The following is a 13,829-nucleotide window of genomic DNA, read 5'->3' as shown; positions in this document are numbered from 1 at the left end:
ATTAATTTTGAGTTTTAGTAAGGTTATTAATTTTATGAAGAAAAATATTCTGTGCTCTGTAATAATTATCATCTTTTATATCTCCAAAAAGATTCAAGGTTCTGCCGTTATATTCTCCAGGGAAAAACATTAAAGTTGGAATATGAGTAACTACACTTTGTAAATTATTAAGAACATTATGCGAACGAATGAAAGGATAAACTGCACCTACACCTTTTAATATGAGAATTTGCGCTTTTGATTCTTTCACTTTTTCATCAATCAAAGGGATAAATCGTTCGTGCAAATTCAAGGTAGATTGTAATGCTTTTTTAAATTTATCTTTATTTTTTTTCTTTTCTACTTGGAACATTTTATCAAGTCCGATATTTTCTTCAATGATCTCTACTGATAGTTGAAAGAGATCAAGATCCAAAACCTTCACACCTGCATTATTCAATTTATTTAATAAGTGATTTAATTCTTGATCGGCAAAATCTTGCAATTGAATATCATAAGGCGCAATCCAGAATGGAACTTCACCACCAAGTCCCTCCATATTCAAAAATTCCTTTGATCGTGTAATATCAAAAATAGAATTAAAGTTCTCTTTTATTTTTTCTTGCCCGCAAATCATAAGTTCAAAAGGTATTTTTTATCTTGTTCTAATAATATATTTTGCAAATTAAAATCAAGAAATGGAATTTGTATTTTTTTTGTTCGAACACTATCAATAATTCCCGCTTGCTCCAGAATTTTAAAAATAACTTGTTGCACTTTTTTTTGAGTGCCTTCGGTTAATTTTTCAATTTCTTTGTATTCTAGGGATTTATTGTACATAAAAGCACTTATATCTCTGTTGCTTAAGAGATTATCAAAAAGTAATATTTTCTCCAAAATCACTTCCTCTACAAATTCTCTGATAATTCTGTATAATCGCACACAAGCCAAAAACGAAATAAGTTTTTGATTTTCAAGACTGCTTTCTGCAAGAATTTTTATCTCTTCGTTAGAAAGCGTTTTCAAACGTAAAACCAATTCTGAAAATTCACGTTTGCGTGTTGCCTCTCTATCTCTCTTGATTTCATTTTGAGAAATCTGATCGTAATCAAAATCCACACTGATTAATAATTTTGCTAAAACTACCAATTCGGAAACCATCAAAGACGCTGCGGTAAATGAAAATCTGTAAACCTGCATTTTCATATTATTTTGATGAATTCAATAGTTCTTTAATATCTACATCTAAAAGTTTTGCAATTTCAAGCAATGTTTCCATCGATGGTTGCACTTCATTGGTACACCACCGCGAAACTGTAACATCACTTTTCCCCAATTTTTCAGCCAACCATTTATTGGTTTTCTCTTTTTCAGCAAGGATTACTTTCAATCGATTGATTTTCATTAGATGTTATTTAATTAACTTGTGGTGTAAATTTATAAAATTATTAGGAGGATTTTATGATATTTAATAATAAATTATTTCACGATCAGTAATGAATCTTGGTTCCCCATCATCTGTAGTCATTCTCATTATCCAATCATGGTTATCGTTAAATTTAAAGTCATATTTTCTAACTCTTCTTTTGACGCCTGATTGGAATTCTATCTTTTCCACCAAATTATTAGAATCGTAAAATTCTCTTTTTATATTGCAAACTAAATCTCTATCGTAGCTTTTAATAGAAGTAATATTATTCAATTTGTCATAAATCTATTCGTAATCAAATAAAACTTTTCTATTTGTATCATACTCTGTTTCTTAAATTACTTTTTCATTTATAAATCATTTAAAAACTGATAGAGGTAACGTTTTGATATTACTTGATCTTATCTTCATCTCTCCTGTTTGAAAAGTGTTCATCCCAAAATTTTATGCTTTTCTTTTCGTTATTTTCTGTCCAAACAAAATATTTCCGTGATTTTTGGACATGAAAATCCTTGTCTAGATTTTCACTTAAAGGATTTTTCTTTTTAAAAAGATCAATAAACCATATGATTTCATATCCTTCTTTTTCAATTGCAGTTTCCAAAATATCCTTATCAACTAGAACTAATTCCTGACTATCACGGTATGCACCGTCGGATTTTTTAAAATTAAATGCGGTTGTAATTCCATTTGCATTTTTTAATTCGTCTCCTACGAGTTCAATGCAATCAATCATTTTTCTGATTTTTTTTGACGGCAACTTAAAATAGTCTTCTCCTTCAACTGTATTTCGTGTAATCTGCGTTACTGTGTGATAAAGATATTTTTCATCTTCAGAAATGCCATCATAATATGATTGCGTTGTGTCATCTTCTTCAATCCATGTCATCCACACTATATCAGTTGGATTGCTGTATGTACTTGTTTTTGGCGTAGAATAGAAATTATCACTATTAGATATGAAATTTAAGACGTCTGGAATTTCCTGAATAATTTTTAGGAGTGGTGGCAAATCTTCACTTTTAATTATACATGCAGTTGCATTAAAGTATGAATTACAGTACTCCTTTGAATCCGATAAACTGGTTCCATTGTAAAGTGCTATCCATTTTTTATTAGGTTCAGCAATTTGAAAATCGGTAGAATCAAAAGTTAACCAATTTTCTAAATTAAAAATAGGTTCTTCGTTAACCCAATTGCAAATACTTTGATTTATTTCAATGCCAGTTTCTAACTCACTTGATAAAACCTCTTTTACAACCCAATCTCTTTTAAGTTCTAATTCTTCAATTTCTGCATCAATATCAAGAAAAAATTCTGCTGGATTTGGAATGTCTGTAATTTGTGAATAGTCTGACACAAATTCTCGATTACCAGACCATGACTTTGCAGGAATATAATCTGATAAGTATCCTTGAATATAATGAACTGCAAGCCATGTATATTTTTCTTCATAGGTAAATACTTCGCTTTTGCTTCCATGAGTTGCTTTTGTGTAGCTATTTCCTTCTAATCTAGTAAATCCAAGTCTTTTAATATAAGAAATGGCAACCTCCATACTCCAACGATCCGCAAATAAATTATCATCATTATATTTTTCGCGGTACATATCTAATAAGATTTTTGCCTCACTACAATCATTATCCTTTAAACCATCAACGAATGAAGATGGATACTCTAAAAATTTACTATATGATTTTCCTATTACGTACCATTTTAGATCATGAACAATTGGATAGGATTGCCCTTCACTGGTCGTTTCTAAATTTCTTTCAAGAGGAAGCAAATCGATAGTTTGCATTTGACTTGGTCTACACTTTTGAATTTCTACTTCAGAAACTAAATTATGCTGAAATGCTCTTTCTATAATTGCACGAAAACCTTGTCTTACAATAATATTTCGATGAATTTTTAGATGATCAAAAACATTGGCAATTGACCAGTTAGCCAATTCACTAATTTTTTCTTTGTCTTTTAATCTACTTGCTATTCCTAGCATTATTGAAGCCAAATCTTCTTGGATTTGTGGGTCATTGCAATTGAATATTTTAGTTAACAGAAGTACAAATTCGGAAGGATTATTAATTCCCCAACCGGTTAATGAAATTCTTAAATCACTTCTTAATTTTTGATCAATTGTTGAAAGACCCCAAGCAAAAATAAGTGGTTTACCGTTGTGTAAATCCCACTCATACAGGGTTGGATTACCAATCCCTAATTGCCTGAAAATATTGTCATATTGATAATTATCTCTTTCAATTTCGTCAACTTTAGTGAGTTCGTACATATCCAAACCTGACCAAAATTTGTCTCGTTCAAAAACAGAAAGTTTCATTAAGATTTCATGTAAATATTCTGCGCCAAAAACAGAATCTTGGTAAGAACTTGATGGAAAAATTAAATATTTTAAAACGTAAGAAAGATTTATATAACTCCCATTTAAAAGTTCGTCAATTTTGGATTTGAAATCTTGTGCTATATTAATTGGTGCCGCGTTTATTGCTACTAACTGGTATTCTAATATTTTCCATTCATCGAAACCTTCTGTTAGAAAACCATCATCCCCAATCAATTTGCCTGACTCAATTAATGAATTATTTATTATATTTTGAATTATTTTTTCGTTAGGCTTAATTTCCATATAACTGTAAGAATCTGCTGCATTAAAATCTACAGGTCTTATCATTACCTTATGTAAAAATTCTGGGATTCTATCTAAAGAACCGCTTTTTATATCATAGTAAATGTTTTCAGATATAATATGCTCAATGATAGATTGATATGTGATGCTATAATAATGCTTGACTTTTTTTAAAAGTCCTTCATTATTAATTCTGTCAAATCTTATTAAAAACGCATTATTAGTTAAATAATCAATTAGAGAATCCATTTCTGATACATCTAAATACTTTTCTAATGGTTCTGAAATTAATTTGACTAATTCATTGTGTTCTATTTCGTGGTTCTCATAAAAAAAATTTGCGATAATTTCTAAAGAATCCATTAAAGGATTTCTGATTGCTCCTTTTTTGCTTTGTAATTTTGAAAGAAATTCGCTATTTAAACGTTTTATTTTTAAATTAATTAAATCTCTTGTCGCTGTTAAAATATTATTTGTAGCATTAATAGACTGGTTTCTATATTCTTCGCAAAACAGTCTTAAGGCAAGCAAACTATCAATTCCCCTTATTAGTGAAGGGGAAGAAAGTTGGATATTATAATTATCGGCATTAAAATAATATGGTGCCACTTCTTCAATGGGTATGTCTCCTTCCCTCGGTAAGAAGACTTCTTCAAAAATTTCACTTTCTGGAACTTCTCTGTGATCATAAAAATATCGTCGTGCACTGAATAGAAATCTAAGCCGTGGATATTTAGTTGTGAGTTCTTCACATTCTCTTAATCGCTCATACCAATCTTTTTCATTTGCAATTTCTTCTTCAAGACCATCAATACAGATTATTGCTTTTGTAACTTCGTAGTCATTTTCTTCTCCAGCATTTAATGAAGTTGCTCTTTGAATGTCATTCTTAATTGCAAGCGTTTCAAATGCGGAAAGAATTTCATTCTTATTCCAATCTATTTCTAGCGACTGGCAAAGAATTTCAGTCCAGTTGTTACATGCAGATCCTTTCGCTTGTACAATTAAAGATGGAGAGTTTTTAGACAAATGAATTTCAACGCAATTTGTAAGTCCATGTGTTTTGCCAGTACCTGATTCGCCTAAAATTAATCTTATCTTCTGATTAAAATAAAAAAAGAAGTGTCGTATGTATTGTGGTAAATCATATTCATGGATATTTTGTAAACTTGAAATTAATTTCGGTAGTATATTTTTTTGAATATTGATAGCATCGAATTTCTCTAGTTTTAGTTTTATTTCCCATAAATCGACTTCTGGAAAAATTAGAGGTATATAAAAGCCATTCCCGGTTTTTATAGCATCTGCTATATTTTTAAGTTCTTCAAGAAATTTTTTGAGATTCTCTTTAGCAACAAGCAACTCGTCATTTACACCATCTACATAATTATTTGGTATAAAAAGTTCAATTTGAGAGATACAAAATCTTATATCTATAATTGCCTGTGAGATTTTGCTAAATAGTTCATTCCGGTATTGGTTTGAAAAACAAAGTTTTTCGTATTCTTTATGAATTAAACCTAAACCATGTAATTCAGGAATATATCTTTCGTTTAACCATCCTCTTTTTTGGATAGCAAAATGATTTGATAAATAGTTCATTGATATGACTTCTTTATCGAACCAGAATTTATGGACACCTTCATTATCTTGTTGCTGAAGTTCAGTTAATATTTCATTGTCAAACCACCAAGTGATTGTTAAATCAGGATAGGTTACATGAATTTCTTCAACTAAATTATTAATTTTATTTTCTTCGTGATTTGTAGTTGGCTTTTTTCCCCTTCCAATTTTCAGAGAATTTACATCATGTGGAATACAAATAATATACTCTTTAATTTCAGCACGAATTTTTTTCGCTGTTAGAATTGAGTTTTTTATTTGTCTAATTTCACTATCACTTATGCTTTGTTGAAACCATTTTGCTTGGATCGCTATTATTTCTCCTGAAGTTAATTGTCCATATGCCTCAATTCCTCCATCGCCTCCAGCACCATTAATAACTCTAAATTTAATTAATTCAGTTTTATATGTTCGTTTGAGAAATCTTTCAAAAAGTTGATTACATAATGTTTCAAAAGAATTTTGTGGGCTTTCTCCATAGGTGGTAAATTTATTCCAGTTCATCATTTAAATTTAAAAATATTCTTGTTTAAAAAGTTAATCATAGAATTTCAAATTTCTAAATCTATGAAATTTGTACTTCCAATTGAATAAAATTGAAAAAATTCCACTTTGTTTTTTTCTAAATGATCGTTATTTCATACAAAAAACATTAATTCGTATGAAATAACAATCAAATTGAAGAATAACGTTTCTTACTTAGAGTCCTTACTCGCTTCGTACCCATCTTTAAATCTCAAAAAATCTTCTGCTTTTGTAGGATTATTTTTAATCCATAATTGCATCAATTTAGTATTTTCAGTCAAAGCTTTCACCTCATTTTCATAATATATTTTTTTCCCTTCACCAGCAATTTCATTTAAAATTTCTTCTCTAATTTCACTTTTCGCTTTAATACTTTCTTTATACCAATTCGTAGCAAAGTTGATAGAAATAATTAATACTAGAATCGCTAAAATCATCGTTCCAATTCGGGACCATGTTAAGATTTTCATTTCTTTTATTTTTGAATCTATCTTTTCAAAATATTCTACTGTTTCCGGTGCAAGAACTGCTTCGATTTTGGTTGGAATATTTTTTAAGAATTCACTTCTTTTTACAGATTCTAATTCATGAAATTTCATTGCATCTTTATATTTCTCGGCAACCACTTCAAAATCTAATTGTGTCTGACCCATCATCTTTAAATGATCCTCGAACATAAATGCCAATTTCACATAGAGTTCAATTTTATCTTTATTTGATTTAATATTTTCTTCGTTTGATTTTATTACTTTTTCTAAAAGTTCGAATCCATCGGTTTTAGATTCTTCAATTTGATTTTTGTTTTCCATTTTATATTTTTTATCGTTTGAATTTTTTCTTTTTTTTCCACCATTCATCTTCCGCTTGCGAAACATAATTTGGTTTTAGGATGTCTTCAACTGCACCCAAGGCAATTTCTAAAATATCATCACGATTGGTACTATCAGAAATACATGGTGAATGATTTGATGATAATGAGGTACTATTTAGTAGTTTTTCAATATTCTGGTAATTGCTACCAATTGCAGAAAGAGAAAACCCATCGTATTTGTGGTATAAGAAACCATCTTTCTGCTGATTGGTAGTTGTGGTTGCAACTCTTTTGATCCAGATATCCTGAACTTGATTAATTTGATTGGGTCGGAATTCGTTTTTATACTGAACTTTCATCGCCCATCCTTGCCTATACAGATTATCCCGAAGTTCTTTCAAACTTGAAGACGCTTTTAATTCCTGATTCACAATATTTTTCAAATCAAAAACACTTTTGATCTCCGCTATTTTTAGACTTGATGTTATTTCTGAAAGTTTATAACCCGGTTTGTATTGTCGTTTGGTTTTATGATTGATGTCGCTCTCCAAAATGATTCGTATTCCCGAAATTCCAATTTTTTCATTTTTAGAAAGTTCAGTTAAAAAGCCTCTTTTCCTCATTTCTGAAATTAATTCATCAAAATTATTGGAGCACTTCAAACTCTGAATAAGATTTTTCAGCATTTCTGCTTTCTTTTCAATTCCAATTTCTACATCGGTTTTCAGATTTCGTTCCTGACAAATTTGGCGGACTTCTTCACCGAATCTTTCTCCTATTTTATGCGATTTAACAGTACATTTCCCATGAATATTCATTCTATTGACCACAAAATGAATGTGTTTCTGTTTTGTGCTTTTATGAATATCCAAACGAAATTGATTTAAATCCGTAACGCCAACTTTTTTTAATGCTTCAATCGCAATGTCCGTCAATTCCTGATCGGAAAGAGATTTTCCAATTTCTTCTGGTGGCGAAATATATCCGGTTAATGCCCATTTTTTAACCTTGTGATTCCGATCAGGTACGATTTTCATTTCCTGAAATTGATCTTCTGGTTTTCTACCCAAAAGAAAATTAACTGCCGCAAGTACCGCCATTCCTTTGTCGTTCCCATTATATTCCAACGCAATTTCAGAGATCTTTCTGGTAGTTGCTGAATTATTCATCCGCTATTATTTGATCTTTTTTAGAATATAAATACTCACGGACGAGTTCAATAATTTCTTCAATCTCTACAATAATTTTCTTTTTATTTGCGAAAAGATTCCATTCTCTGTGGCGCAGTAAATTTTTAATCCTCTTAAAATTATTACCGTATTCCAACAAGATTTCATCGGTTTTAAATTCGTCAATTTTCAGCACTTTTCCCTGGTAAACCATTCGGGCAAAAGTTGATAATTTCAACTTTACTTTCTCGGCTTTTTTTAACTCAATTTGATATTCACTTTCAGTCATCCTAAAGGAAATTATTCTCGTTAATTGCGGATCAGATTTCTTTTTCAAACCACCTCTTCGACCTAAATCTTTGAAGTGATTTTTTCTTTTTTCAGCATTCAATTTTTGCTCATTTTCCTGTGTTGCTTTTTGTACAAATTTTTTAAAAAAATCTTCTTTCATGTTTTAATTTTTATTATGTTATTTTCTGTAAATTGTATTTCTGACGATAGGAAGAAATCAAGCATCCCAGTTTTATAAAAAGCGTGAAACGCTTATTGTAAACAATGGGTACTTTTTGCACTACCATCTAACCATATTTTGACCGTCACCTTTTTACGCAGGTCTTTTATTCTTTCTTCTATGCTAATACCTCCTTCTATTTAACGATTGTAGATTATCATTTTGTGGATTTTTATGAATTAACCAATCATTTAAATCTTTAAAATCTGAATATAAAATCCGGCAATCTTCTGCTTCAATTCTTTCGTTTTTGATGATTTCAACGGCGCAATTTCCTGCTTCGTCATTATCAAAATAGAGGTCTGTTTTTTCATAATTTTCAAGTGAATTTTTAATCTTATGAATCATCGAAACTGAATTCAAAATCATGTAATCTGAAGGGACATTTTCTAACGATTTTTCAATATTTTTAAAGGAAAGAAAATCGAAAAACCCTTCAAAAATCAGAAGCGATTTTGAGTTATTTTTTATGGTTGTAATGTCTTTTTTACCAAGACAAATTTTAGAATAAGCGTTTCGGATTTCATATCCATTTGAATCGTTTTTAAAGCCAATTCCAAAATATTTTTTGTCATTCATTTGATAATGAATTTCAGAAACTAAGTGTTTTTGAGCTTCTACTTTTCTGCTTTTTAGATATTGAATTAATGCAGGATGTTGAATTTCTTTCACCTCTACTATTTCATAAGTTTTGGAAAGATTAAATAATTTCTGATTATTGGTTTGCTGGTGAAAAGAAGAAAAATTGTGATTTTCTGCCCAGTTTAAAACTTCAGATATTGAAGCATTCAAAAATTTCTTCATAAAATCAATGTTATTTCCGCCGATTCCTTCTGAAAATAAATACCAATAATTGAGGTTTTTATTGATTTTAAAAGAGGCGTTGTTTTCCTTGGAAAAAGGATTTAGAAACCACGCTTCTTTTTCATTTTGTTTTGTGGGAAAATGTCCGAGCGATTGTAGGATATCTTCCACAGATATTTTATTAAATTGTGTGCAGTTCATTGCTGTAAAGTTTAGGGGTTGGTTTTTAGGGAAAGTTTGATGAATTGATGAGAAAACACTGTATATATTTGTATATCATTAACTTATATACTCATCAAATGCTCATCATCTCATCAAACTTTATATTTTTTGCTCATCAAATGCTCATCAAAAATCAGTGTTTTAAAATTTGATGAGTACTTTGATGAGATGTAAGTGATTGATTTTATTTTCGTTATCAACTAACTCATCATTTCATCAAATTTTTGAGAAATAAAATTTCTTTCTATGGTAAAATAGCGACCAAGTTTATTTTGCTGAAAGAAACTTCCGCTGTAATCCATGTCGTATTTGATGTAAGCCAAAGAATTTTTTTGCGGTTCTAGTTTCCAGACTTCTTTTAATAGTTTTCGAACATCGTTGATCGTCCAATAACTGCTTTTAAACATTTTACTAAGCATATTCAGAATATCTTGAGGGACGGCATTTATTTCCGTGTCTTCTACACTTTCAAAAAATTCAAAAAGCAACTCAATAATTCGGGATTCCAGTTTGTTATTATTTTTCCAAACTAGTTTTTGCAATGCAGTGGTTCTAAGTTCCGTGTGGTTAAACCACATTCTTGTTTTCTTTTGGCTGTAAAATGTTCTTTGTATCAAGTAGTTTAAGAAGTATGGAATTTCAGCATTAAGATCGCGCAGAAATTCTGTTCGTTCAGATTTGATCGGTTTAATTTTCAGAATCCAGAAGCGAACTTCATTTTCATCAATCTGAATAAAATTATCTTCATTGTTGGAACAGAGAATAAACTTCGCAAAAAAATCGACCTCCTCCCGATCTTTCCCTTTCGCTTCTTTTTTATCTTTGTCTGTCGTAGAAAGATATTTTAATCGTTCGGTGATCTCTTTTTTATCGAAGAAGACTTCGTCAATTGCCACAATTAACATTGAGGTCCAGTCTGCATTAAACTGACTTCCGAATGAATCTCCCTTGATGTAGGTCATATTCAATCCGAAAATACATTTGAGCCATTTGATAAATGTTGTTTTTCCCGTAACCCTTTCTTTGCTGACCAAACAAAGTATAGGAAGAATTTGTGTGGGATATAGAAGTAAAATTTTTAAATAGTCCAGTCCCAATTCTATTTGTTCTCCGAAAATATGATGCATAAAATCCAGAGAAAAAGGAATTTTTTCTCTTATTGATTGAAGTTCTACTTTTTCACCATTTGGTTGAAAAGGCATTTCATTGTACACGTTGTAGAATCCTTCAATGACTTGTTGATAATGTAAATGGCTTGGAATACAGCAAAAGCCATCAAATTTCGGAACGCTTGAAACGTATGTTTTTCCGTGGTCGCTTATGATGGTTTCTCTATTCCAGCGAACTAAAATCGAAATCTTATCTCCAGAAATTAGTGGCTTTTGAATGGTTTTATAGTAGGATGTTCCTACTCTTAAGTAAGGAATTTCTGTGCTCATGATTGGGATTTTAGATTAAATTCTGCTGAAGTTTTTCTAAAATTCTTTTTGAAATCTGCGGTTGCTTCAGATTCAATTTCCTGTAACGTTTTTTTCCTTCCTTTAGAAATCCAGTCTAATAATTCGTCTTCAAAAAAATAGAGTTTCTTACCATTTTTGTAGCAAGGAATCAATCTTTTCCGCACGAGAGTGTAAACGGTGGGTTTGGCCTTTCCAATAATTTGGCAGGCTTCCGTTATATCTATTGGAATTCTTTTTTGAGGAACTTGCTGGGTTTGCTTTACTTCTACCAAAAGTTTGATTATAGCAATTTCGCTGACCAGATGCGCCACTGCTTTTGGCAGATTTTCGAATGAGATTTCATTACTCTCCATAACTGTTGTTTTTGATTGTTATGGTGCAAAGAAAAAAAGTGTTTCGCCTGTGATGATATACACAGATGAAACACTTTAAAAAAACAGCATTTTTCTAATTTTTTACATGATTTTGTGGTCGGAGAGATTTTCTTTGATAGTAATAATGATGTCTTTGCCAGAATTTCTTAAATGAGATTTTATACTATGAACTTCACTATCTTTAAATGATTCCATAAATACTTCTTTAAGAAAAAAAGCAATCCTGGTTTGATTACTAACGTTAAAATGATTCCAGATATTCCAGCCAAAATTTTGCAAATCAAGATTTGATAATGTTTTTATTTTGATGGGTTTTACATTATTCAATTGTTGCTTTTCTGAATATAGAATCACGTAATCGCAAAGTAAATTTAAATGTTCATCTGAAGCATAGGGTGCAAATTGTTCCTGGACATATTTAACAGCAATATCCGCTTTATTTTTCTCCTTTTCTCTATTTTCTTTCTGTTTGATTTGTCTTATTTTCTCAAAATCTTGGATAGGAATTAATTTCGCACTCTCAACTTTAGCAATAGTCTTTTCAGGGAGTATCTTCTTATTTTTTATAACTGCATCCAGAAATAAAACTATTGATGCATAAACAACTATAAATAATGCACTGACGCACCAAAAAATAATGTTTGCCGTATAATCATCAACACCTTTATAAAGAAAAGCCACCCTAGCCAAAGCGCCTATTAATACACAGGCAGAAACGACCGGCAAATGTTTTAATATATGATCAAAATATTTCAAATTCATTCTAGAAGTTTTTTAACTGAATTGCTTTTGATGCTTCATTTTTCTTTTCATCAACAACCTTTGCATAAACCTGCGTAGTTTTAACGTTGGTATGTCCTAACATTTTACTAACTGTGTAAATATCAGTACCGCTAGAAAGTTGCAAAGTAGCAAAAGTGTGTCTGAAATTATGAAAAGTTATTTTTTTGGTAATTCCTGCGCTTGCAATCCATTTTTTAAGTGGTCGGGAAATCCAAGCAGGGTTCGTCAAATCTTTAAACACCAATTCATTCGAAGAACCTGCTTCTCCACATAGTTGTAATGCTTGTTTAGACATTGGCATATATTCTACACCTTTTGTCTTTTTTTGAGTGAAGTTTATTCTTGCTTGATCGTTTTCAATCTTGATTTCATTCCACGTCAATTTTTGAATGTCGGAATGTCGCAAACCTGTCAATGCAGAAAATAGCGCTGCACGTTTTAGAACATCAACTTCACATGGTGTTTCAACCAAAGTATTGAGTTCTTCTAACGTTAAATATTCTCGTCTCGATTCTTCATGCGGAATTGATTTAATTTTAGCCGAAATATCAGTTGTAAAATATCCATCGATAAATGCTTCTTTCAATGCGGCTTTGAAAACAGAAAAATAGGTGGAAGCTGTATTTTGAGAAATTATCGCTTCTTTATTGCTACCACTTTTCGCAGTCAACAAATACGATTTGAAATTTTCACAGAATTTTGTGCTAATCTGTGAAAACATAATTTTTTCACCTCCGAAATCTTTTAAAAATTCTATCGACCGATACCAATTTACCTGAATAGATTCGGAATTATTTTTATGCCTTTTATTGACAAGCAAATCAAAATATCTTATAAAATTCTCCTGAGATCTTTCTTTTTCCTCCTGCTGAATTATATCAAGTTCGTTGTAAAGTTCAATGTTATCGTATTCTCTCTGTCTTAATTTCCGTAATGAATCTGCGTAAAACATTGTCTCGCGGTCATTTTCACTTTTGCAAACGATAATTCCGTTATCATCTCTTTTTGGTTTGAATGAAACTGAATTTTCCGTAGTTCTCGCAGGTCTTTTCTTGTCAAACTCTACTGTTGTGACACTTCGGTTCAAATATTCACGAATTCTTTGAGGATCATTTTTACCTGAAATCATCACGGGGTAACTTTCCAAATAAATGAACCATTCTTTTCGGAACTCTGCTTTTCGCAACCTAACTGTAACTTTGGTTTTTAATAATTCTTTCATTTTCCGTCAAAAATTTTATCAATTAAATTTTTAGGTGCATACACAAAACTTCCCACCTTTTTAGTGGGGATTTTGTTTCTCTTAATTACACTATTTACGGTTCCAGGATCAGCATGGTATTTTGCACTAATTTCGGAAATTGTATAGCAAGTACCTATTTCAAAAACTTGTTTTTCCTCAATCTTTTCTTTTTCCGGCGCAATTTTTACCGCAGTAAATATTGATTCCAAATCCGACTTACAAACTCGGGTTAATCTTTCACCAAAATTATGTGCT

The 13,829-nt window shown here is 30.8% G+C and carries 12 protein-coding genes and 1 pseudogene; all 13 read right to left on the bottom strand.

What is annotated here, in order from left to right:
• Position 1: 1 nt before the first annotated feature.
• Complete coding sequence (locus ACEYOS_RS08440) at positions 2–616, bottom strand: DUF1788 domain-containing protein (protein WP_373710175.1); 615 nt, start codon at positions 614–616, stop codon at positions 2–4.
• Positions 613–1,179: a DUF1819 family protein gene (locus tag ACEYOS_RS08435; RefSeq protein WP_373739275.1), complete on the bottom strand. Its 567-nt coding sequence runs from the start codon at positions 1,177–1,179 to the stop codon at positions 613–615. Before ACEYOS_RS08435 ends, ACEYOS_RS08440 begins: the two co-directional genes overlap by 4 nt.
• 7 nt (positions 1,180–1,186) lie before the next feature.
• Complete coding sequence (locus ACEYOS_RS08430) at positions 1,187–1,384, bottom strand: helix-turn-helix transcriptional regulator (RefSeq protein ID WP_373710177.1); 198 nt, start codon at positions 1,382–1,384, stop codon at positions 1,187–1,189.
• A 415-nt stretch (positions 1,385–1,799) separates the two neighbouring features.
• Complete coding sequence (locus ACEYOS_RS08425; RefSeq protein ID WP_373710178.1) at positions 1,800–6,176, bottom strand: hypothetical protein; 4,377 nt, start codon at positions 6,174–6,176, stop codon at positions 1,800–1,802.
• A gap of 191 nt (positions 6,177–6,367) precedes the next feature.
• Positions 6,368–7,006 carry a hypothetical protein gene (locus tag ACEYOS_RS08420; RefSeq protein ID WP_373710179.1) on the bottom strand — a complete coding sequence of 213 codons (639 nt, stop codon included), beginning with the start codon at positions 7,004–7,006 and terminating at the stop codon, positions 6,368–6,370.
• Positions 7,007–7,016: 10 nt separating this feature from the next.
• On the bottom strand, positions 7,017–8,177 hold the full coding sequence (locus ACEYOS_RS08415; RefSeq protein ID WP_373710180.1) for a relaxase/mobilization nuclease domain-containing protein: 1,161 nt from the start codon (positions 8,175–8,177) through the stop codon (positions 7,017–7,019).
• A complete protein-coding gene (locus ACEYOS_RS08410) occupies positions 8,170–8,628 on the bottom strand; it encodes a special sigma factor (RefSeq protein WP_373710181.1) in 459 nt (152 codons plus the stop codon). Before ACEYOS_RS08410 ends, ACEYOS_RS08415 begins: the two co-directional genes overlap by 8 nt.
• Positions 8,629–8,811: 183 nt before the next feature.
• Positions 8,812–9,693, bottom strand: coding sequence for a toprim domain-containing protein (locus tag ACEYOS_RS08405; RefSeq protein ID WP_373710182.1), 882 nt, complete (start codon positions 9,691–9,693; stop codon positions 8,812–8,814).
• A gap of 221 nt (positions 9,694–9,914) precedes the next feature.
• The gene (locus ACEYOS_RS08400) at positions 9,915–11,153 is read right to left on the bottom strand and encodes a primase-helicase family protein (protein WP_373710183.1); all 1,239 of its coding nucleotides are present in this window, start codon (positions 11,151–11,153) and stop codon (positions 9,915–9,917) included.
• The gene (locus tag ACEYOS_RS08395; protein ID WP_373710184.1) at positions 11,150–11,527 is read right to left on the bottom strand and encodes a helix-turn-helix domain-containing protein; all 378 of its coding nucleotides are present in this window, start codon (positions 11,525–11,527) and stop codon (positions 11,150–11,152) included. The genes ACEYOS_RS08400 and ACEYOS_RS08395 overlap by 4 nt, the downstream gene beginning before the upstream one ends.
• A 102-nt stretch (positions 11,528–11,629) precedes the next feature.
• Positions 11,630–12,310, bottom strand: a complete 681-nt coding sequence (locus tag ACEYOS_RS08390; RefSeq protein WP_373710185.1) for a DUF2214 family protein — start codon at positions 12,308–12,310, stop codon at positions 11,630–11,632.
• 1 nt (position 12,311) lies between these two features.
• The gene (locus tag ACEYOS_RS08385; RefSeq protein WP_373710186.1) at positions 12,312–13,553 is read right to left on the bottom strand and encodes a tyrosine-type recombinase/integrase; all 1,242 of its coding nucleotides are present in this window, start codon (positions 13,551–13,553) and stop codon (positions 12,312–12,314) included.
• Positions 13,550–13,829: pseudogene (locus ACEYOS_RS08380) on the bottom strand (DNA-binding protein); the annotation flags it as partial. The pseudogene ACEYOS_RS08380 and the gene ACEYOS_RS08385, both read right to left, overlap by 4 nt.

The organism is Kaistella sp. (assembly GCF_041824135.1).
Taxonomy (GTDB): domain Bacteria; phylum Bacteroidota; class Bacteroidia; order Flavobacteriales; family Weeksellaceae; genus Kaistella.
This window is presented reverse-complemented; position numbering and strand designations above follow the sequence as displayed.

Bases quoted from the DNA above. Each gene is read 5' to 3' on its own strand.
- ACEYOS_RS08435 (WP_373739275.1), bottom strand. From the start codon at position 1,179: ATGCAGGTTTACAGATTTTCATTTACCGCAGCGTCTTTGATGGTTTCC.
- ACEYOS_RS08430 (WP_373710177.1), bottom strand. From the start codon at position 1,384: ATGAAAATCAATCGATTGAAAGTAATCCTTGCTGAAAAAGAGAAAACC.
- ACEYOS_RS08395 (WP_373710184.1), bottom strand. From the start codon at position 11,527: ATGGAGAGTAATGAAATCTCATTCGAAAATCTGCCAAAAGCAGTGGCG.
- ACEYOS_RS08440 (WP_373710175.1), bottom strand. From the start codon at position 616: ATGATTTGCGGGCAAGAAAAAATAAAAGAGAACTTTAATTCTATTTTT.
- ACEYOS_RS08425 (WP_373710178.1), bottom strand. From the start codon at position 6,176: ATGAACTGGAATAAATTTACCACCTATGGAGAAAGCCCACAAAATTCT.
- ACEYOS_RS08415 (WP_373710180.1), bottom strand. From the start codon at position 8,177: ATGAATAATTCAGCAACTACCAGAAAGATCTCTGAAATTGCGTTGGAA.
- ACEYOS_RS08420 (WP_373710179.1), bottom strand. From the start codon at position 7,006: ATGGAAAACAAAAATCAAATTGAAGAATCTAAAACCGATGGATTCGAA.
- ACEYOS_RS08405 (WP_373710182.1), bottom strand. From the start codon at position 9,693: ATGAACTGCACACAATTTAATAAAATATCTGTGGAAGATATCCTACAA.
- ACEYOS_RS08400 (WP_373710183.1), bottom strand. From the start codon at position 11,153: ATGAGCACAGAAATTCCTTACTTAAGAGTAGGAACATCCTACTATAAA.
- ACEYOS_RS08385 (WP_373710186.1), bottom strand. From the start codon at position 13,553: ATGAAAGAATTATTAAAAACCAAAGTTACAGTTAGGTTGCGAAAAGCA.
- ACEYOS_RS08410 (WP_373710181.1), bottom strand. From the start codon at position 8,628: ATGAAAGAAGATTTTTTTAAAAAATTTGTACAAAAAGCAACACAGGAA.
- ACEYOS_RS08390 (WP_373710185.1), bottom strand. From the start codon at position 12,310: ATGAATTTGAAATATTTTGATCATATATTAAAACATTTGCCGGTCGTT.